17 protein-coding genes are annotated in these 20,222 nt (G+C 41.4%); 9 read left to right on the top strand and 8 right to left on the bottom strand.

The window, feature by feature from the left end; genetic code table 11:
• Nucleotides 1–55: 55 nt before the first annotated feature.
• Together era and WA1_RS03620 are read right to left on the bottom strand one after the other, a co-directional pair.
• Complete coding sequence (gene era, locus WA1_RS03625; RefSeq protein ID WP_017741566.1) at nucleotides 56–967, bottom strand: GTPase Era; 912 nt, start codon at nucleotides 965–967, stop codon at nucleotides 56–58.
• Nucleotides 968–1,231: 264 nt separating this feature from the next.
• A complete protein-coding gene (locus tag WA1_RS03620; RefSeq protein ID WP_017741565.1) occupies nucleotides 1,232–2,389 on the bottom strand; it encodes a succinylglutamate desuccinylase/aspartoacylase family protein in 1,158 nt (385 codons plus the stop codon).
• Between the two features lie 133 nt (nucleotides 2,390–2,522).
• On the opposite strand from WA1_RS03620, the gene WA1_RS03615 reads away from it, so the two are divergent.
• Complete coding sequence (locus tag WA1_RS03615; protein ID WP_017741564.1) at nucleotides 2,523–3,263, top strand: 16S rRNA (uracil(1498)-N(3))-methyltransferase; 741 nt, start codon at nucleotides 2,523–2,525, stop codon at nucleotides 3,261–3,263.
• Nucleotides 3,264–3,458: 195 nt separating this feature from the next.
• Nucleotides 3,459–4,568, top strand: coding sequence for a tetratricopeptide repeat protein (locus WA1_RS03610; protein ID WP_017741563.1), 1,110 nt, complete (start codon nucleotides 3,459–3,461; stop codon nucleotides 4,566–4,568).
• Nucleotides 4,569–4,674: 106 nt separating this feature from the next.
• Here the strand turns inward: WA1_RS03610 and WA1_RS03605 are convergent, their stop codons facing one another.
• Complete coding sequence (locus WA1_RS03605; protein ID WP_017741562.1) at nucleotides 4,675–5,286, bottom strand: hypothetical protein; 612 nt, start codon at nucleotides 5,284–5,286, stop codon at nucleotides 4,675–4,677.
• Nucleotides 5,287–5,709: 423 nt separating this feature from the next.
• Between WA1_RS03605 and WA1_RS52225 the strand changes: the two genes are divergently transcribed.
• On the top strand, nucleotides 5,710–6,378 hold the full coding sequence (locus tag WA1_RS52225) for an esterase/lipase family protein (protein WP_081402829.1): 669 nt from the start codon (nucleotides 5,710–5,712) through the stop codon (nucleotides 6,376–6,378).
• Here the strand turns inward: WA1_RS52225 and WA1_RS03600 are convergent.
• Nucleotides 6,299–6,739 carry a VOC family protein gene (locus tag WA1_RS03600; RefSeq protein ID WP_017741561.1) on the bottom strand — a complete coding sequence of 147 codons (441 nt, stop codon included), beginning with the start codon at nucleotides 6,737–6,739 and terminating at the stop codon, nucleotides 6,299–6,301. The two genes, WA1_RS52225 and WA1_RS03600, sit on opposite strands and share 80 nt — an antisense overlap.
• A 233-nt stretch (nucleotides 6,740–6,972) precedes the next feature.
• Between WA1_RS03600 and WA1_RS03595 the strand changes: the two genes are divergently transcribed.
• Nucleotides 6,973–8,937 (top strand): choice-of-anchor Y domain-containing protein, encoded by a 1,965-nt coding sequence (locus tag WA1_RS03595; RefSeq protein ID WP_017741560.1) that lies wholly within the window; start codon nucleotides 6,973–6,975, stop codon nucleotides 8,935–8,937.
• A 96-nt stretch (nucleotides 8,938–9,033) separates the two neighbouring features.
• Here the strand turns inward: WA1_RS03595 and WA1_RS03590 are convergent, their stop codons facing one another.
• The 3 genes from WA1_RS03590 to WA1_RS03580 form a co-directional block, all read right to left on the bottom strand.
• Nucleotides 9,034–11,694 (bottom strand): peptidase domain-containing ABC transporter, encoded by a 2,661-nt coding sequence (locus WA1_RS03590; RefSeq protein ID WP_066612691.1) that lies wholly within the window; start codon nucleotides 11,692–11,694, stop codon nucleotides 9,034–9,036.
• Complete coding sequence (locus WA1_RS03585) at nucleotides 11,643–12,401, bottom strand: foldase protein PrsA (protein WP_017741558.1); 759 nt, start codon at nucleotides 12,399–12,401, stop codon at nucleotides 11,643–11,645. The genes WA1_RS03590 and WA1_RS03585 overlap by 52 nt, the downstream gene beginning before the upstream one ends.
• Before the next feature lie 180 nt (nucleotides 12,402–12,581).
• The gene (locus tag WA1_RS03580; RefSeq protein ID WP_017741557.1) at nucleotides 12,582–13,376 is read right to left on the bottom strand and encodes a TIGR00297 family protein; all 795 of its coding nucleotides are present in this window, start codon (nucleotides 13,374–13,376) and stop codon (nucleotides 12,582–12,584) included.
• A 374-nt stretch (nucleotides 13,377–13,750) separates the two neighbouring features.
• On the opposite strand from WA1_RS03580, the gene WA1_RS03575 reads away from it, so the two are divergent.
• The 4 genes from WA1_RS03575 (at nucleotide 13,751) to WA1_RS03560 (ending at nucleotide 18,434) form a co-directional block, all read left to right on the top strand.
• Nucleotides 13,751–15,859, top strand: coding sequence for a S8 family serine peptidase (locus WA1_RS03575; protein ID WP_017741556.1), 2,109 nt, complete (start codon nucleotides 13,751–13,753; stop codon nucleotides 15,857–15,859).
• Nucleotides 15,860–16,114: 255 nt separating this feature from the next.
• On the top strand, nucleotides 16,115–17,851 hold the full coding sequence (locus tag WA1_RS03570) for a C2 family cysteine protease (RefSeq protein WP_017741555.1): 1,737 nt from the start codon (nucleotides 16,115–16,117) through the stop codon (nucleotides 17,849–17,851).
• 121 nt (nucleotides 17,852–17,972) lie between these two features.
• Nucleotides 17,973–18,185: a hypothetical protein gene (locus tag WA1_RS56585; protein WP_017741554.1), complete on the top strand. Its 213-nt coding sequence runs from the start codon at nucleotides 17,973–17,975 to the stop codon at nucleotides 18,183–18,185.
• 9 nt (nucleotides 18,186–18,194) lie between these two features.
• Nucleotides 18,195–18,434, top strand: a complete 240-nt coding sequence (locus WA1_RS03560; protein ID WP_017741553.1) for a hypothetical protein — start codon at nucleotides 18,195–18,197, stop codon at nucleotides 18,432–18,434.
• 86 nt (nucleotides 18,435–18,520) lie between these two features.
• Here the strand turns inward: WA1_RS03560 and WA1_RS03555 are convergent, their stop codons facing one another.
• On the bottom strand, nucleotides 18,521–18,907 hold the full coding sequence (locus tag WA1_RS03555) for a zinc-finger-containing protein (protein ID WP_017741552.1): 387 nt from the start codon (nucleotides 18,905–18,907) through the stop codon (nucleotides 18,521–18,523).
• A gap of 584 nt (nucleotides 18,908–19,491) precedes the next feature.
• Between WA1_RS03555 and WA1_RS03550 the strand changes: the two genes are divergently transcribed.
• Nucleotides 19,492–20,148 (top strand): pentapeptide repeat-containing protein, encoded by a 657-nt coding sequence (locus WA1_RS03550; RefSeq protein WP_017741551.1) that lies wholly within the window; start codon nucleotides 19,492–19,494, stop codon nucleotides 20,146–20,148.
• Nucleotides 20,149–20,222 lie beyond the last annotated feature (74 nt).

Raw genomic sequence — 20,222 nt, 5'->3', positions numbered from 1 at the left:
TAATAGCTAATTGCTTTCTTACCATTAGCTATTAGCCATTAATCATTAGCCACTTTTACTCCTCTACGCGATACCCCAAGTCTGCCAATCGCACCCGAGAATGACGCCATTTTGGTTGCACTTTGACAAATAGCTCTAGGTAAACTTTACCAGCAATTAACTTTTGGATTTGCTCGCGAGCAGCACTACCAATTGCTTTTAACATGGCTCCACCTTTACCAATGAGAATGCCTTTTTGGGAATCGCGTTCTACGTGTATGGTAGCAAATACGCGGGTAATAGTCGGAGTTTCCTCTACCATATCTATTGCGATCGCTACTGAATGAGGAACTTCTTCACGAGTTAACAGTAAAATTTGTTCTCGTATTAACTCCCCCATGATAAAGCGTTCTGGTTGGTCAGTTACTAGGTCAGGTGGATAGTACATCGGTCCTGGCTCTAATTGTTCAATTAGTAACCCTTGCAGTTCCGACAATCCCGTACCTGTCTTAGCTGAGAATTTTACCGTTTGCCATTGAAGCGACTTAGCTAATTGAGCGTAACTCCCATCTATTTGTTGAAACTCTTCTGGTTGTCGATCAATTTTGTTCAAACCCAATATCACTGGTGTTTGAATGCGATTGAGTAGCTCGGAAATATACAGATCGCCTGTTCCACAGACTGAAGAGCCATCCACGACAAACAGTACAATATCCACCGATTCAATTGCTATTTTGGCATTTTGCACCAACACCTCTCCCAATTGATGATGAGGTTTATGAATTCCTGGTGTATCCACAAAGATTAACTGTGCTTCTGGTGTCGTTAAAATGCCTCGCAACCGATTGCGTGTTGTCTGTGCGACTGGTGATGTAATGGCAATTTTTTGTCCTACTAAGTGATTCATCAGCGTAGATTTACCGACATTAGGGCGACCAATAATGCCAATAAAACCCGACTTAAATCCAGGAGGAGCCTGTGGAATCATCATTTCTCCTGGATTAGAGAAGATGTTATTATCACTACTATTCACTCTTTGGCTCCACCCTCATCTTGTACATTAAGAATTCCTAAGTTTTGTTGCAAATGCAGAAAGAACATAAAATCACCCTGGCAACTCTCTTAATTGCCTTTGCGCCTTTGCTTAAAGTTTAACAATCCTTAGTTGTCATTTGTCATTTGTCATTTGTCATTGGTCACTGGTTACTGGTCACTGGTCACTGGTTACTGGTCACTGATCGCTGGTCACTGGTCACTGATCGCTGGTCACTGAAATCAGACCCAGTACAAACTCACCTTCATTAACGGCGTGATTGGTTGAAGAATCGTAAATCAGCCCGTCTTGTTCGGCAAAGACATCAATGACAGTAGGTAATTTGCCTTCTTTATTAAATTGCAAAATTTGATACACCCTATCTCCGGCCTTTACTGAACTCCCCAAGTCAACTTTTGATTGAATCATTCCACCTGTTGGAGCATGATATTTTTTGGCTTGGCTTCTTCTGCTAAAACTCATCTCATGGGATGCGCTTTGTAATAAAGCTCCTTTTACAGGAAGATCAGAAGTTTGCAACACTCCTTTCTGTACTAAATAATTTTTTATGCCCCTAACTCCTTTCTCGACTGAATCAGGATTCATCTGCATTCCCGTTCCAAGTTCTAGTGTCCAAGCTTCCACATCAAATCTGATTTCCCTTCCAAGTTCTTTGAAAGATTTTTCCAGGGCTAACCAAGGTTTGATAAACGCTTCATCAAAAGCATTTCCATCATATTCATCTAGTAAAATTCCTAGTGGAAGTAAAAAAGATTTTGCACTTTCTTCTCGATCGCGGAAGTAATACACATAGTTTAATCCTTGAGTTGTGTGGCTGTGTAAGTCAATTAGAAAATCAGCATCTATACTCAGAGATTGCAATTTGTAACGAAATTTTTCTGTATAAGGGACGCTACTAGAAGAGTTGATTTTTTCTAAAAGACCCGTAAATTTCTGCTCAATAGCATTTAGATAATTTTTCCTCACTACTTCTGGATTAAGATGAATTTGAGATTGGGCAAATTCCCTTAAATTGTTAGTAAACTTCTCATAATCCCAAAAGATACGGTTCCAATCTTTAGCTTCAGAAATACAGTAACGACCTGAAGAAAAAAAGTGCGATCGCTGATTTGTGCTCATAGAATTACAAACAGGAACCAGCCAAATTTGTCCAGTTAGATCGGTGTTGTTTATGGATAGCAAAAATTCAATAAGCTGGTGAATAACGGCATTGCCAACAATTTCCGCACCATGTAAATTAGATTGAATATAAACTTTTTTGCCGGGATGAGCACCAATAAATTTATAGACTTGAAAGGAGAGCACATCACCTGAAGCCATATGGCGCTGCGGAATTGTTTCAATGTTTGGAAGCATGACAGTACTTAGGGGTGACCAATTAAATTAAACCAGTAATCAGTAATCAGTGACCAGTGACCAGTGACCAGTAATCAGTGACCAGTGACCACTAACAACTAACCACTAACAACTAACCACTAACAACTAACAAATGCAAAGAATTGCGATCGCACCATCCCAACTCCAACAAGGGCAAATTTTGCTCACACCCCAACAACAGCATTATCTGGGGCGGGTTTTACGCTTGCGTACAGGCGATCGCTTTATTGCAATGGATGGAATGGGACAATGGTGGCTGGCGCAGTTAGAAGGGGACAACGCGCAGGTTTTAGAACCAATGGTAGTACAAACCGAATTAAGAGCAACCATAACACTGATACTCGCTTTGCCCAAAGGTAATACATTTGATGATGTGGTACGTTGTTGTACTGAGTTAGGGGTTGCTATCATTGCGCCAGTGATGAGCGAACGAACTCTACTTAAACCAAGCCCGCAGAAACTTGAAAGATGGCAACGAATTGCACAAGAAGCGGCAGAACAATCAGAACGTTCTTTTGTCCCGACTATCTTGGAACCTGTCTCCTTCAGCACAGCTTTGTCATCTGCAAACGATCAGCAATACATCTGTGTTGCTCGTGGTAACTCTCCTCATTTGCGAGATTGCTTGCAAGATATAGGACAAATCACAAATGATAACGGACAAAGAACAATTGTCATTGCAGTGGGACCGGAGGGAGGATGGACGCAAAAAGAAGTAGAGTGCGCTACTGACGCCGGATTTCAAACTGTTTCGCTTGGGCGTCGCATTCTTAGAGCAGTCACAGCTCCAATTGTTGCCTTATCTATTGTCGTAGCTGAGTTAGAATCTGAGAAATTTGGGAACTATAAATAATAATTTCGCGCTAAAACTTACCATCAATATTGGTGGGCATTGCCCACCAATATTGAATGGTGGGCAATGCCCACCCTACTGCCTTATCCAAGTAGTATTGGTACCGGACTCACTGCAAGCGATTAACTCAACTTTCCGCAAAATCCAAAATCCAAAATCCAAAATCCAAAATCCAAAATCTAAAATCTAAAATCCATGCTTGAGCAAATTGCTTCCGCTTTAGAGCGTAAAGATTATCCTACTGCTGCTAAATTACTTAAACAGTTACTGAAAGAATCACCAGATAATCCTTGGGTGCAGTTTTATTTGGGAAGGCTGTATGAATCCACTGGAAAGCAAACAGAGGCAGAAAAAGTCTATCGCCGACTGCTGCGGGATACAACGAACTCTAAGTTACTAACACAAGCACGTCAAGGTTTACAACGCTTGGAAGACATTGAAAAAGAGGAGCGACAGCAAGCGAAAGCAAGAGCAACATCTGACGCTAGCAATACAGAACTAGGCGTTTTAGTCTTAGAACCGATTGGCAATGAATTGAAAACTCAAGCAGCACAAAAATTTGCTCAGATTATGCAGCTTGACGCTTACAATGCAAGATTGATGCTACCAAGTCGCGGTTGGCGGGTATACCGAACAGGAGCAGTAGGAGAGCTAAAATATTATGGCGAACAGCTACGCAATGCCAATATTCCCTGTTTTTGGACAACACTCTCTGAAATTCAAAAGATTAAAGTTTTTCAAGTCAGTTACTTCCAACAATCTACTTCAGGTGTAACTGTCGTTTGCAAAAATGATTCAAATCAACTTGGTTCTCTTAACTTTGAATGGTCAGAAGTCCGAGGACGCGTACAGGGGCTTCTGCCCATTTTTGAACAAGTTGTAGACAGAAATGTGCGTGGTAAATTGGAACGCAAAACTCAAACTCAAGATTATTTTCAATTTTACGATTTACATCTTCCTGGGAGAAGCTCTATTCTACGACTTCATGACAACGGCTATGACTTCCAACAAGGAATAGAAATTGCCGTCGCGAAGCGCAAGCCGTACCCGGCTTATCGCACCAGCCACAGTACAATCAGAATGAATTGGAATAGTTTGTTGAGTTGGATTGACCAAAAGCTTCTACAAGTTGAAGTTTGGTCGGAGTTTACACATTTTGCACAGACAGCATTAGATCGAACAGAGCTACTACATCAAATTCAATCTCATATTCATTTATTTCGCAGAGAACCAACTGATTGGGACTCCGCTTTTCACTTATATAGTAGTCTGGTTTTTTTGCAGAATGTTAGAAGTCATTTATAAAGTAAGTCGTCACAACTAAAGTTCATGGGTTATTTGTCATTTTCAAGGAAAAAACCCAGTTTCTCGATCGGGGAAACTGGGTTTTAATAAGTTTTCTCCAACTTAATTACTTAGCAGGTTTCACCTGACGTGCCATATCTAAGAAAGGATTCATGTTCGCACCAGGACGCCTACGACCATTGCTATTGTTAGGTACAAGATATTTTGGTGCAAAAGTTGTTTCAGCTGGTTGCTCTTTGATGACTTTTTTTGCTGCTTCAGCTTTTGCTGGTTGAACGGGTTCTGGTCTTACACCATTGGAAGTTTGTACTAACTCTACCTTAGCGGATTTTGCCTTAGCGGATTTTGCCTTAGTAGCTTTTGTAGCAATCTTTGCTCCATTCTGTGTCGCTTCTTCTTGTGCAGCGACAGGTTTAGCAGCATTCTTTTCTTTCGCTGCTGCGGTTTCTACCTCTTTCTCTGTGCTGGATACAACTGATTGTGCTACTTCCTGAGTCTTTGATACAACTGATTGCGCTACTTCCTGAGTCTTTGATGCTGCTTTTTTAGCTGCATCTTGTGCTACTTCCTGAGTCTTTGATACTGCTTTTTTAGCTGCATCTTGTGCTACCTCAGCAGCTTCATCTAACTCCAGATAGTAGCCGTTTTTTTTACCGCCAAACAGCCCGATGAAAAAATTCAAAATTCCGGCAATTAAATTTTTGATAAAACCGAACATTACAATTTCTCCTGCTTTTTATACCTGGTCTCTGACCGCAATCCTTAAAAAATCACGGAATATTGTTACGTTTTATCAAGACATACATCATTAAGCCAGTCGCCTGTATAACCAATCTGAGTAACAGCCTCCGTAGGCTCACTTCTCAATAAGGTTGTTGTAACAGTACGGGGTTAATGCTTATGAGCTCTTGCTTTCAGGCACTCGTAACCTGTATACAGTCAGACTTAATTATTAAATTTTATTGTAACTAGAGGCAAGATTTTGAGAGACTGCTTAACAAAACTTAATAGTCACTGGTCACTGGTCACTGGTCACTGGTCACTGGTCACTGGTCACTGTCAAACCACTAGGGGGACTGTCATATTGTATATGTCAAGTAGCAATCATTCTTGATTAAATTAGAAAAATTAGGAATATTAAATGACTAGTATAGAAGAACAGAAAAACCCCGTAGTACTGGTACATGGCATTTTTGATACTGGTCGAGTTTTCGATAGAATGATTCCCTACCTCAAACAGAGGGGTTTTACGTTGTACGACCTAGACTTGGTACCAAATAGTGGTCGAATTGGTCTTGATGATTTGGCAAAGCAAGTCGCTCACTATATTGACACCACTTTTGACCCAGAACAACCTATAGATTTAGTGGGCTTCAGTATGGGGGGTATCGTCAGTCGTTATTACATTCAGAAACTGGGTGGCATAAATCGCGTAAAACGGTTCATCACTATCTCCTCTCCACATCACGGTACGTGGGTAGCCTTTTGCACCCAAGGCTTGGGTTGTATCCAAATGCGTCCTGACAGTGCTTTTCTACAGGACTTAAACCGGGATGTTGCAATGTTGAAACAGCTAGATTTTACATCTATATGGACGCCATACGATTTGATGATTGTCCCTGCCAATAGTTCGCGTCTTCCCGTGGGACGAAATGTAATTGTCCCAGTTTTAACTCATGCTTGGATGCTGACAGATATCAGAAGCTTAGCATCAGTCGCAGACGCCTTGGCTACTCCAGTTCAACGCGATCGCCAATTTGTGTATATTCAGCATCCCCAAAAATCGCTTCAGAATAACGGTAATACTTAAATTCCATCAAGTTATAAAAAGGGTCTTCTAAAAAGAAAGTGCGATGTTCTAAAGGAGAACCAACAAAGCGGTGTTTGGGTTCTTCGCGAAAAAGTAGCTGTTGTTGTTGCGCTCTTAGCAGTAAATCTTCCCAATCTTCCACTGCGGTAAAAATTATGCCAAAATGTCTGGGGTATATACTGTGTTGGTGGACGAGTGTTTCTTTAGTAACATGAGCTACTAGTTGATGCTCGTAGAGCTTGAGAATGAGAGCATGGCGATTCTCCCGACCGGGGAGACAGCCCAAACCATCTACATAATAAGTTTTTGCTTGGGTAATATCTGTGACAGGAAAAGCAAGATGAAATAAAGTTGGATTCATGGTTAGTACCAATAAGGTAGAGGACAGCTTACTGAGGGCGCATAATTACTGAAAGTCTTGCTTAAATGGAATGGCAAGAATCAGCATATTTACCATTCTCATTTTAGAGAAAAAACAAATAAACAAGTAACATAAAATACCAACTTTTTGGCTTCTCATCCTGTGTTTTTAAATGAATAACACCCAGGCATAGGTTAAGGAGCCAATTTGTTTATGTTACGGGGACGCAATGTATGGCTGTTAACTTATTCGATGCTAATTACTATAAAGCTGCCAATTCAGATCTAGCAGCAGCAGGTATTACTACAAACGAGCAATTACTGTCACACTTTCAAAGCTTTGGTCTGAATGAAGGGCGATCGTTTTCACCCCTTGTTAATCTCAACTTCTATCGTGCTAGCAACGGCGATCTAACTGGCATGAATAATCAACAAGCATTCGACCATCTGAGCAATTATGGTGTTGCTGAAGGACGGCGCTTTTCTCCGTTTGTTGACCTGGGCTTCTACAAGCAAGTAAATGGTGACTTAGCAGCACTAAACTTCAACAATGAACAACTGTTCGAGCATTTGAGCAGTTTTGGTGTTGCTGAAGGACGCCAATTTAACCCTGCCTTTGATATCACCTACTACCGTGAGGTCAATCCTGACTTAAAAGCAGCAAAGTTGAATAACAGCCAACTGTTTGAACACTTTCAATTCTTTGGTTTGACTGAGGGGCGGGTTTCATCATCTGCGTTCAATGTCAAAGTTTACCTAGCCAATAATGCTGATTTGGTTGCTGCTGGTTTCGGCAATCAACAAGCTTATTCACACTTCCTAATGAACGGACAGAAAGAGGGACGTCCTGGTAGCGACTATGCTGGGAATTCTCTAGATTCTGCTCGTATCTTTCCCCAAAGCACAAGCATTCTCGCCTATAGTGATTTTGTCGGTCTTGGCGACACCAAAGACTATTATCGCATTTCTTTTGATAATCTTACCAATGCCAGCCTCAAACTCGACAGCTTAACTGACAACGCCGATGCTAGAATATTAGACTCTACAGGTAAAATCATCGCAAGTTCGTTAAATACGGGTGCAACATCCGAAACAATTAATGGCACACTAGAGGCTGGTACATACTATATAGAAGTTTCCTCTGCTGATAGTGCCAATACTAACTACAATCTGACTCTGTCCACAGAAAATCCTCTAAGTAAAGCTATCTCGCTTGGCGAACTAGATGGTACTAATTCACTAGGGAAATCTTCCACACTCGCATTATCAGCTAATGACTTTTACCGCTTTAGTGTCAAGACAGAAAGCACGGTCAATGCATTACTTGATGGTTTGAATGGAGATGCTAATTTGCAAGTGATTTGGGATGTAAATAAAAATGGTCTGGTTGATAAAAGTGATGCGATTTTCTCATCAGCACAATCAGACACGACACCAGAGCAACTCAAGGGCTTTTTACCTGCTGGCAGTGACTATTATATCCGGGTAATATCAAACACTGCTACTCCTATCAACTATAAGGTCACTCTGTCCACTATTAACCAAGTCCAGACAACATACAATTACTACAGTGGTTCTGGGACACCGGACCAAGGAACGCCTGCACTATTCTTTGATAGCAGTTTTGGCGGTGGTACTCAAACGGCTGTTCAGGGTTCATCTCAGTTAGTCTCTACTACTTATGGTGTTGCTGGTTATAGCAAGTACGATGGTGGTGCTGTTAAGCTCGATCGCAATAATGGCTATAAACTTAAGTTCCAAGTTAAGCTCAATACCGAAAGCCACTTTGGTGATAACAACGGTGACAAGTTAGACGACAATGCTGGTTTTAACGTAACTGTTGCAAGTGGTGATGGCAAAGGCATTGAACTAGGTTTCTGGAGTAATGAAATCTGGGCAAAGAATTATGACAGTGCTTCTGGTAGTTTTGCGTTGACTCATGACACTAGTGAGAAAGCTACCAAAAATACAACTGCCATGACAAACTACGAACTATCAGTTCTGGGAGATAACTACCAACTGTTTGCTGACAATTCTTATGTCCTCAGTGGTAAGCTGCGCGATTATTCAGGAATTGGTGAAAAATACAGTTTGTCAAACTACTTCTTCTTGGGTGACAACAGCAGTTCTGCAAAAGCTGATGTCAGTATAGGCTCTATCTCTTTAATCACATTAGATCCGGCAACTATGGCAAATTAAGTTTGTTTTTCCCTCACCCTTACCCTCTCCCAAAGGGAGAGGGACTGGATTTCCTCTCCCTTCTCCCCTTGGGAGAAGGGTTGGGGATGAGGGCAATTAGACATTAGCCTGTTGCCTTTGATACAATGACCAGTACAAACCTTTTTGTTGCAATAGCTCTGAGTGAGTACCCCGTTCGGCAATCACACCCTTTTCTAGCACTAAAATAAGATCGGCACGCTTGAGAGGGGCAAAACGGTGAGCAATCAAGAACACAGTGCGGTTAGCAGAAATTGCTTGCAGGTTTTGCAGTACCTGCTGTTCCGTTTCGCTATCCAAAGCACTTGTTGCTTCATCCAAAATTAAAATAGGTGCTTGCGAGAGGAACAACCGCGCTAAAGAAATGCGCTGTCGCTGTCCTCCAGATAAAGCTGTACCTCTTTCTCCAACATTAGTTTCATAACCGTGGGGCAATTCACTAATAAAATCATGGGCTGCAGCTAATCGCGCAGCTTCTACAACTTGTTCGGCTGTAATATCGAGATTGCCCAGTGTGATGTTCTCTAAGATAGAACCGTTGAATAAAAAGTCTTCTTGGAGAACAACACCAATTTGTTGGCGCAGTGAAGCTAAATCAGCACTTTTTATATCAAAGCCATCTATTAATATCCGTCCTGATTCATTTTGATAAAGACGTTGCAAAAGTTTAGAAAGGGTGCTTTTCCCAGAACCACTGCGTCCAACAATACCGACAAAATGCCCTGGTTGTACGTCAAAGGAAATTCCCCTTAAAACGGGTTCAGTATTTGGTCGGTAACGGAAGAAAACTCGATCGAAGGAAACTTGCCCTTTGAGGGATGGTAAAACTAACCCTGTTCCTGATTCCGCTTCTGGGGCTACGTTCAGAATATCACCAATCCGATCTACGGAAAGTAGAACTTGTTGCAAACTTTGCCATAACTGTACTAAGCGCAGCAGTGGTGCGGTGACTCTACCGGAAAGCATTTGGAAAGCAACCAGTTGACCGATTGTTAACTTTTGGTCAATGACTAACTTAGCTCCAAACCAAAGAATCAGTAAGCTGGAAAAATTAGTGAGGAAATCACCAATATTGCTGCTGATATTGGATGTGGTAGAAGCTTTGAAACCTGTACGGATGAAGCGAGCAAATAGACCTTCCCAGCGAACTCTTGCTGCTGGTTCTGCAGCATGAGCCTTGACTGAGTGAATTCCTGTGATTGTTTCAACAAGAAATGATTGACTGTCAGCGCTGCGATTAAAAGTTTCGTTTAACCAGTTGCGAAGAATGGGCGTTGCTATCAGTGTCAGTAGAGCAAATAAGGGCAAAACTGCTAACGCCACAAATGTTAGTGGAATGTTGTAGTAGAACATCAATGCCAAGTAAACCACGGCAAAAATGCTATCTAATACTACAGTGAGTGCCGTACCCGTGAGAAACTGACGGATCTGTTCCAATTCTTGGACTCGGGCTACCGTGTCCCCTACTCGTCGCGACTCAAAATAAGCTAGAGGGAGTCGCATTAGGTGACGAAAGAGTTGTGCGGATAAGCTTAAATCTAAGCGGCGGGCTGTATGGGTAAAAATAAATAACCGCAAGATCCCAAGAACTGACTCGAATACTGCGACTAACAGGAGTGCGATCGCCATCACGTCTAAAGTTGGCAAACTCTCCTGCACCATCACCTTATCAATCACAACTTGTGTAATAAGCGGTGTTGTTAAGCCCAAAAGCTGTAACGTAAAAGACGCTAGCAACACCTCTCCCAACAATTTCCGGTACTTCCAGACTGCGGGTGTAAACCAGCTGAGATTAAACTTTTCTTGTTTTTGAATAAGTTCTACTTGCCACAACTGTCCATCCCAAGTTTCCTCAACAATTGTTCTGGACAAACTTTCACAAGTTTGTTCGGAATTGAGGGGATTGGCTACGATCGCGCGATCGCCTTTCACTGCATACACCACAATCCAATTGGGATTGGAAGATGAATCGGAACTCCACAGCAGTAAAGCAGGGAATGATAACTGTCGCAACTCAGCCCAACTGACTTGTAACCGTCGCAGCACAAAACCTAACTTTTCTGCTGCTTCCACAAGATTTTTTGGTCCCTGTCCCCGCAACTGACGCTGTACCCATTCCAATTGCACGGGATTATCTAGTTGTTGTGCCACCATTGTTAAACAAGCCGCACCTGTATTTCCACTACTAACAAAGGGATAAGTTGATATGGGAGTGGGGGAGTGGGGGAGTGGGGGAGTGGGGGAGAGTATTGGTTCTTTCCCCCCCTCTCCCTTTCTCCCCTTCTCCCCCTCTTCTTCCCCGCCTTGCCAAAACTCCTCTATTTGTGGTGTAGAAACTTCTGCCCAAAGAGTGGTATCCCAGCGTACCACAATGACTTCTTTGCTAGCAGCGACAGCTTTACAATCAAAAGAAAATTTTTGGAGGTTACCAAACCAGTCTCCTGGTTGTAGAGTTGCTAATGGCTGATTGGCTCCTTCAGATCGCAAGCGCACTTTACCAGAAATAATCAGAAACTGAAAATCTCCTATGTCTGGTGACCAAATTTTTTCTCCCAAATTGTAACGAAGAGTTTCTGAGACTTCTTGCAGTCGGCTTTTTTGTTCGGGAGTTAACCAGCATAGCGGTGGTTGGTTCCAAGGTATAGAAGCTAGCACGTTATTTTGCAACGATTCGTTACTTATTAGTTTTAATTCACTTGAAGTTTTACCGTTAACTTTTGGATTTTCTCTGCTAGCCATTTCTCAAATAACTCATTTTGTAGTGCTTGTTTTAGTTGAGTATCTTCTAACGACGCTGGCAGAAATTGTTCTAAACGAAACAATCCATAGCGTTGTTCTAGTTCTATTGGTCCTACCACTTGTCCGGGACTAGCTATGTCAATTGCTGCCCTGAGTATATCTGGCATTGTTCCCCGACTCACTGGTCCCATCATCCCATTTACAATCCGGTCATCTGCGAGAGAGTATTCTTTAGCAAGTTGTTCAAAGCTTGCACCTTCTTCAATCTGAATTTGTAGTTCTTCCGCTAATTCCCGATTGTCAACAATAATCCGAGATACAACAACTCTATCTAGAAAAATTTTCCGCTCAATAAAGTATTCTTGTAGCTTGGCTTCGGTGATGGCGGCTTTAAGTTTTTCTACCTTAAAACCAAAAGCCACTGATGCATGGAAATTCTCATAATTCGTACCATTGTTCGTCAGCCACTCTTGAAAACTTTGGGGGTCAGTTAGCTGATTTTTTAGCCGAAAATCAATGATTGCCTGTTCTGTTATAGCTGGACCGATCGCTATATCAACTCGTTTATCGAGTTCTTGCTCGATCGCATATTGTCGGAGCACATCTCCTATGAACTGTCCCAATTTTCCAGAAGCTTGTAAATATCTTACTGCTTGTCCGATAGAAATTGGTTTGTCATCTACACTTAAAAACGATACAGACTCCATAAATTTAATGAGTAGAAAAAACTACATAATAAAATATACAACTCATGCTAGATGGGGACTGAAGTTTAGCTAACAGATTGGAAGAACTATCATACGGCAATTTTAAGCAGTCGGATGTTAAAGCCGCAACTAAACTTCAAAAAATCGCAGGTGAACAGTTTAAATTATATTCACAAAAAATTAAGCGAGAACACTTGACCAGAAAAGAGCAAAGGAAATTGCGGCGATCGCACCTATCAATGTGTTAATAATATTCACCAATTCATTAGTTAACCAGTTAAATCGAGATTGTAGTGTTGCTCCAATCACACTTTCCAAAGTGGTGGCAATGAACGCTGCCAGCACGCACCACAGTACACCTAACACATCTATCAAACCTACTCCCCAAGCAAGGAGCGCCTGTGCCAGGGACGCAACTGCACCAGCTAAAGTTCCCTCAATACTAACAGCTCCTTCAGTTCCCCGTGGTACTGATTGGAATGTAGTAATGAGAAAAGTACTTTTACCATAGGCTTTGCCTACCTCGCTTGCACAGGTGTCAGAAAGTTTGGTACTGAAAGAAGCTACGTATCCTAGGAGAAGAAGGGAGTAGGGAGTGGGGAGTAGGGAGTGGGGAGGGGGGAGAACTCCGGAATGAATAATACCTACGCCGACGGCGCATAATGCCCCAGTGAGCGCTGAACCCCAAACGTTTTCTGGTCCTCTGGCACCAGAACGCTTTTCCGCTATGCCTTCTGCTTCCTTTTGTGCCATACCGACACGGGTTGCAAAAGAACCAACAAGAAAATAGAACATAACTACTACATATCCCTGCCAACCTAGTGTTCCCCAAATGAGGGTCCCAAGTAACCATGCGTGGAAATATCCTGCTGGTGTCAGTAGCTTTTTAGGAGCAATCCAAGCTAAGCCGAGCAAAAAGGTGTTGAGTCCTACTCCCACTAACCAAGGATTTACAGAATTTAGTAAAGAAATCATTAACGTCTGATTTTTCACTCGTATTTTTGCCAAAGTACCAATAGGATATCTAATCTAGTGCATTGCGGATTGCTTGCTACAACCCCTAATCCTGGCAAAGTCCAATAACTGACGAAAGACCAAAATTATATAAAATAATTTTATTTTGTATCAAAAAGTACTAGAAGTAAATCTCTAAAATACGCAAATCTAATTTGGCATGTGTTGATAAACACAAGATAAATGGCTTTTTTAAAATTTTCTATATAAGTACATAATATACTTTAAAGTTTCAGTAAAATTTTTATTTTATTTTAGTAAATTTATACACAAGCATATTTCTTTTCCGAAAAAGAAATATTGTGATGTAAGTATGTATCCGTACAGCAAAGAGTATGTCCGTTACGTTATCCCCAGATTCTCTAGAGACCAGTTGTAACTCAAATATTTTGAATAATCCGATCGCCATCAAGAATTATGTAAATATACGTAGTGATGAATTATGCACAAACAATCTTTATGGTCGCAGTAGTTTTAAACCAGGAAAAAAATTTAATGTTGTAGATGTAGACCCAATTGTATCTGAAAATGATAATAAGATTGACGGAGCGAAAGCGATCGAGGTTTCTCAACTTGGTAGTACGACACTTGAGTTAATTGACACAACATTAAAAACAGGAGACTCTGACAACAGAGTTTATGCAAGTGGAGATTCCGTAGCAGAATACACGTTAAGTATTTTAACAACACTTACAGACAGTGTTAATCATACTTATAGTAGAGATCTGTCCATTCCGATCAATTATTACACTGACATTTACAGCGATTGGGTAGATAGCTCAGCGATCGACTCTTATAAATTTAACCTTGACAACACTTGCAACATTAAACTAGAACTAAACAGTTTAAGTGCCAATGCTGATGTTAAGTTACAAGACATCAGTGGTATTACCCTTGCCAGTTCTAAGAATGTGGGCAATGTAGACGAAGTCATCACTCAAAGGCTATCACCTGGTACATATTATGTTCAGGTTTATGCAGACACTAACAGCAGTAAAACATACTACAACCTGAGTATTTCAGCAACCCCTCTCAACGAAGATACATTACTCATACCCATCGATAGCAACACGCAACCCAGTTCTACTGGTGGTGGTAATGGTAATAGTGGTAATGCTGTGACACCGATACCCGCTTCTGCAGTTACATCTCAAACCCTAAACAACGGTACACGTATTGTTAGAGGAGATCTTGGAGCTAATACCTTTACTTATGAGTCCGGTCCCGCCATCTCAGTATTCTTAGGTAATGGCAACGTTGATTATGGTAGCGGACAGCGAGACTGGTTGGATTTGTCAACAATTTTTTCCACAACAGTTTCTGTGAAATTTGCCAATACTAGCGGCGGGGGGGTACTTTATAACTTAGGTAACGGCACTCGTCTATTTGATGCCATTGAGTTTACTGATGGCAGAAAAATTCTTTTTGAAGGCATGAACTGCGTTGTATTTGCAGACCAAGTGTTTAATTTGTCAGTGCAACCCAACGATCCCCTGTTTAATAACCAATGGAACTTACACATGATGGGAGTGCAAGATGCTTGGCGTTTCACTACAGGTAACTCGAACGTTCTTGTGGGAGTTCAAGATACGGGTCTAGCAGTTCTCAATGGTAATACTCACCCCGATCTAGGACTTACTACTTATATCCCAAATAACTATGTGGACGAGATAAGCGGTATCGCTGCTACAACTCATGGTCTTTCAACTCAATCAGTCATTAATGCCCCGATTAATAACGGTATAGGGACGAGTGGCATTGGGAATTTCGAGGTTTTTCATATTGATGTTTTGGGTGGTGATGCTAACGACTTAAGTTTGGTAGATGCCACTCAAGAAATGATTCGTAAGGCAAATACAGAAAATCGGCGTTTGGTAATTAACTTTAGCTTAATTGGAGGATTCTCAACGCTATTAGAGCAACTGGTTGTTAATCACCAAAACGTTTTATTTGTCTTTGCATCTGGCAACAGTGGCGGAGACACTCTTGCAGAACCTGCAATTTTAGCTAAGTACTCAAATGCTATAGCAGTAGGTGCTTCTTGGGGACGTAGAGACTACTATAGCAATCCAAGAAGTTTCTTGGGAGAACGTATTACTTACAGTAACTGGTGGAGTTCTAATGGCGGACAAGATCTGACCCTATCAGCACCTGGTGAGGTACTAGCCGCAAACGCGTCTCAATCGAACACGTTTTCTGCATTGCAGTTTGGCACTAACTCCAATTTTAATGGAACTTCAGCTGCCGCACCACACGTGACTGGAGTAGCTGCATTACTTTGGAGTGTTAACAAGAACCTGACTGCTTACCAAATCAAGGAAATTTTGTCACAAACAGCTTACGACTTGGGTACTCCCGGTCATGACAAAGATTACGGTCATGGTTTTGTGAATGCTGGTGCAGCTGTACGTAGAACATTGGCTCTTGGGATGGGATCTGCATAATCAGTGACCAGTGACCAGTGACCAGTGACCACTGGTCATGGAGTCACTATTATAAGTTTTTACACTGATATAAAAATAATTTTGTGTTAAAAAAAATACGTGATTTTAGCGTGGCTGTTTTAAGGTTGCAATAAGCATTATTGAATAACAGACCTTCAATCTCACGCGTTGAGCTTTCTGCAAAACCTTAGCTTAGCTTAGGTTCTGATTGGTGTGTCTACCAAATCTCTGCGGCAAAAGGACACATATATTTTTATGCAAAACGATTTTACCAGTCATGCTCTCCACACTTCTTTAAGTATTAACATTACTGCAAGCCATCAAACTTTTGCAGGCTCTTTAGATCGGCGTAATCCAAATGATTACTATAGTTTTAGCCTCAATGGTAGTAGTAGCTTGAGTTTAAGTCTTGATGGTCTTTCAGCAGATGCAGATGTACAGTTGCTTGATAGTAACGGTTCAACCATTACAGGTTCACACAACCGTCATAACACGGCTGAATCCTTAGGTATTACTGTAGGTGCAGGTACTTATTACATTGAAGTTTCTCGTGTTGGTAGTGCAAACACCAGTTACAACTTAAAGGCTTTTAAAAACGAAGCACCACAATCTTTACAATTCAACACTTATAAAGGCTCTTATGAAGCTGGAGAGACAGTCAATCTCACCAATACTAGGGTTTTTGACGCTAACGGTGCAAATGATTTGGCACGAGTTGATTTTTGGCTGCAAAAAGATGGAAGTAATTGGCAAGATATTCATGACGTCTTAGAGTTCTCTGTTGATAACACTGACAGTTGTTACAGCAGCTTCACTTACTGTCTAAATAGCCTATCTAGCGGTAATTACCAGTTACTAGCAAAAGCTTACGACAAACTGGGTGCTAGCACGCAAAGTACACAAACAAGCTTTAAAGTTGGAGCAGCATTAGATTGGTTTGACCAAAATATTCAAGATGAAGTCATACGTTCGGCAGCAAGATCGCGTTTTAGTGATGGCTTGTTAGATCGCAACGATATGGTCTCTATTCTTCGCGAGTCGAAAGATGGAAATGTGGTGGATGGGACTGAACTAGCAGATCTCCGTACATTGATAAGTAATACCTCTTACATAAACATATCTGAACACGTTAGAGTGTTGTCTAATAAAGTTCTTAATAATGACACTGCTAACCAAAAGTATCAAGGAAACTCTTTAGGCAATTTGGTTGCTGGTAGTAGCGATGTTCAACTAGAAAACTTAATTAACAAGTGGTTTTTTGGGAGCGATCGCCCGCAAAGCTCTTACACCTATCAGTATGCAAGTGGCTCTTTGTTTCAAAATGGCATTAACTACGAAGATGTCAAACAAGGCAGTATGAATGACTGCTATTTCTTAGCAGGGCTAGCATCAACAGCCTCTCGCACCCCTAACACAATAGAGAGTATGTTCATTGACAATGGTGACAATACCTTTACAGTACGCTTTTGGCGAAGTGGAGTTGCAGATTACGTCACAGTAGACAAATATTTACCCACTGACGCCTCTGGAGCTTTTATTTATGCAAGTAAAGGCAGTCACTACAGCAATGCTAGTAATGAATTATGGGTTGCTTTTGCTGAAAAAGCTTATGCTCAACTAAACGAATCAGGATGGATTTTTCAAAACAATACTAATACTTACGAAGGTATTGGTAAAGGAGGGTACATGAGTGATGCTTTTGCACAAATCACTGGTAAGAAAGCTGCACTTGGTAAAGCTATTGATTGTAACTCAATTATCAATGCCTTCAATTCCGGACAACTTGTTGGACTTGGTACAAAAACCACTGGAGTGGGAGCAAATATAGTAGCCGGTCACGCTTACTCACTTGTTGGTTATAACTCTTCTACCCAAAAATTTGCCCTTTTCAATCCCTGGGGTATAAACACAAGCTCTTCCAAACCTGGTGTTATCGAAGTCAGTTGGAGTGAAGTTCAGTCAAACTTCAGTTACTGGGATACGACTGTGTAAGTTGTTAGTGGTTAGTGGCGTAGTACAGGCGTCTCGCCTGTCATCGTTAGTGGTTGGTAGGGGCGCAAGGCATTGCGCCTGTACAGTAGTTAGTTGGAATATCAATTTATTGGAATGGGCAATGAAAGCAGAACAACTCAAAAATCTGATTGTTAATATTCTAAACGAGCAACCGAGATTTTTTGATGGTGTTTGTGCTCCTGACTTTTCATGGCATCTGGAAAACACCATTTTGAGCTTTTCTCAAACCCTGATTTTTACGTTAGCCATTTTTATTAACTTAGAGCTATTGAGAATTAGCTTGTGGAAAAAGTCACGTTGTTTCGCGGTTTGAGGACTTGCCGTGAAAAGTCAGGTTTGTGCTCAAGATATTAAAAAATTGCTTCTAGACCATTATGACATTTCTGTCAGTGAAAGAACCATCGTTAAAGTGATGATGGAAATCATAGAAGAGGGTCAAAACAAATTTGGTAGCGATGGTTATGTATGTGGTGATGATAGTACACTAACATGGTCGGATGAACACGGAAACGTGGATTCAAAACTGAAAGGAATACATAAGTATTGGTGGTTCAATATGTAATTTCAATTTTTTGGTTATATTTATAACAGCAATAAACAGGGTATTACGGAGTACAGCCAGATCGCACTCCTGTTGAAAAACAAAAATCAATCCCCAGTTTCTGCTTGCTCGTTTCTCAAAAAGCAAAGTTTTATCAGTTGTCTGCACTGCTGTTCATCAAACATGGCAATATGGGCTTTTTCTCTTGTCAGTCCCATCTGTTCGCAAAGCCATTTATAAGCTTTTTTACGGCTCATCTTTCCCGATTTCCATATTGGGTCAAAACAAGCATGGGCATTTCGCCGCCAATGTCTAAGTTGTCGATTAGCCAAAGTTCCTTTCGGGGCATTGTTTTGGGAATGTGCTCCCACGTAAGCATCACAGACTGGGTAATTATCGCACAGCCACAATCTACCGTAGCCCGGTACTTGATAAACTACACTGGCATCTACGTTGGAAACACTACTCCCGCAGTATGGGCAATTCATCATCATTCGTCATTCGTAATTGATAGTATCCCCTAGTGGCACTCTTTACCATACAGCACTTTTGGATCGCCTTACATCCACATATAATGCGATCTGGCAGTAAGCGCCGTCATCGATCGCCGATCGCGACCAAGCGATAAGTAAAAAATTTGACCCTACCTACCCCATCCCGGTGTTGTTCAACTTGTCTTCTTAGGGGGGCGATGGTCAATCGATAATTGATTGGTTAACAGCTGAACTTAAGTCTAAGTATGGTGTTTCTGATAAGCTTAGTAAAGAGTGGATTAATGCTCATCAGTTTTTGCCCTTGTTAAACTAAAATCCATATTCCATTTATTTAATCGCTATGTTTGAATAGGTGAAAAAAGTGAAAGCCATACTAAGCCCTTACTTTGACGCTCCAGGACCTGCTAAATTCCTCCAAAGAGGGCGCTTCGTTGAACACCCAGATATCGCGCCTAGGGGTAATCAGATTCGTGTGGGGCCAAAGCCTGCGCTGCTGCGATCGTCAGTTTACACGCCATTTTTCTCTAAAACCGGAAAACAGACGGAAGAAGCTGTATGTGTAAGGAAACATTTTTTCGCTCGTTATGCCCCTGGATTACTCCGGTCAAAATCTCCGTGGGCGCTCCTTCAGAGGTCAGAATCTAGAAGGGGCAAACTTTAGCGGTGCAGATATCCGAGAAGCGGATTTTAGGGGCGCTAACCTCAAAGGTGCTAACTTCAAAGCTGCTCAAGCTGGATTACAGAAGCGTTGGGCGATTGGTTTAGTTACGAGTTTATGGTTGATATCGGGATTATCGGGGGTTGTTTCAGGCTCCACGGCTTATCTCGTATCAGTTATATTTGACAGCAACATTAAAAATTCAATCACAGGCGTGCTTAGCCTAATTTTGATTGCAGTTTTCTTTATCATTACTATTAGGCAAGGTCTAGGCGCTGGTTTGAGCGCTGTTGCGATCACAGTTGTTGTCACTATTACTGGAGCTTTAATTGCCAATCTCGTCGCTGGAGCTTTGGGTATTGCCTCTGCGGTAGCTAGCTCCATTGGTGTTGCTATCAGTTTCGCGCTTTGTGTTGCTTGCGCTTTTTTTACTGTTGGAGCTTTCTCAATTCCTTTTGTAGTCTCTGTCACTGGATTGGGGAGTATTGCTGTTACAGTTGCTTTGATAAGCGCTATGTTTGCTCATAAAGCTTTGGCAGTAGGTGTTGGAGAACCGATTTTGTCAACACATCTACACGATTAAGTATTATTACTCAAAAACAACATAAGAGTTAATTCCTAGTAGAGTCGGAGTACTTTCCTACCTAACTCTTAAAA

The organism is Scytonema hofmannii PCC 7110 (genome assembly GCF_000346485.2).
GTDB lineage: Bacteria > Cyanobacteriota > Cyanobacteriia > Cyanobacteriales > Nostocaceae > Scytonema > Scytonema hofmannii.
The sequence above is the reverse complement of the archived record's forward strand: the minus strand, read 5'-3'. Positions and strand labels throughout refer to the sequence as shown.

Bases quoted from the DNA above. Each gene is read 5' to 3' on its own strand.
- WA1_RS03600 (WP_017741561.1), bottom strand. From the start codon at position 6,739: ATGAATCCAACTTTATTTCATCTTGCTTTTCCTGTCACAGATATTACC.
- WA1_RS56585 (WP_017741554.1), top strand. From the start codon at position 17,973: ATGAAAGCAGAACAACTCAAAAATCTGATTGTTAATATTCTAAACGAG.
- WA1_RS03590 (WP_066612691.1), bottom strand. From the start codon at position 11,694: ATGGCTAGCAGAGAAAATCCAAAAGTTAACGGTAAAACTTCAAGTGAA.
- WA1_RS03605 (WP_017741562.1), bottom strand. From the start codon at position 5,286: ATGTTCGGTTTTATCAAAAATTTAATTGCCGGAATTTTGAATTTTTTC.
- WA1_RS03555 (WP_017741552.1), bottom strand. From the start codon at position 18,907: ATGATGATGAATTGCCCATACTGCGGGAGTAGTGTTTCCAACGTAGAT.
- era (WP_017741566.1), bottom strand. From the start codon at position 967: ATGATTCCACAGGCTCCTCCTGGATTTAAGTCGGGTTTTATTGGCATT.
- WA1_RS03570 (WP_017741555.1), top strand. From the start codon at position 16,115: ATGCAAAACGATTTTACCAGTCATGCTCTCCACACTTCTTTAAGTATT.
- WA1_RS03615 (WP_017741564.1), top strand. From the start codon at position 2,523: ATGCAAAGAATTGCGATCGCACCATCCCAACTCCAACAAGGGCAAATT.
- WA1_RS03610 (WP_017741563.1), top strand. From the start codon at position 3,459: ATGCTTGAGCAAATTGCTTCCGCTTTAGAGCGTAAAGATTATCCTACT.
- WA1_RS03620 (WP_017741565.1), bottom strand. From the start codon at position 2,389: ATGCTTCCAAACATTGAAACAATTCCGCAGCGCCATATGGCTTCAGGT.
- WA1_RS03575 (WP_017741556.1), top strand. From the start codon at position 13,751: ATGTCCGTTACGTTATCCCCAGATTCTCTAGAGACCAGTTGTAACTCA.
- WA1_RS03595 (WP_017741560.1), top strand. From the start codon at position 6,973: ATGGCTGTTAACTTATTCGATGCTAATTACTATAAAGCTGCCAATTCA.
- WA1_RS52225 (WP_081402829.1), top strand. From the start codon at position 5,710: ATGACTAGTATAGAAGAACAGAAAAACCCCGTAGTACTGGTACATGGC.
- WA1_RS03550 (WP_017741551.1), top strand. From the start codon at position 19,492: ATGCCCCTGGATTACTCCGGTCAAAATCTCCGTGGGCGCTCCTTCAGA.
- WA1_RS03580 (WP_017741557.1), bottom strand. From the start codon at position 13,376: ATGATTTCTTTACTAAATTCTGTAAATCCTTGGTTAGTGGGAGTAGGA.
- WA1_RS03585 (WP_017741558.1), bottom strand. From the start codon at position 12,401: ATGGAGTCTGTATCGTTTTTAAGTGTAGATGACAAACCAATTTCTATC.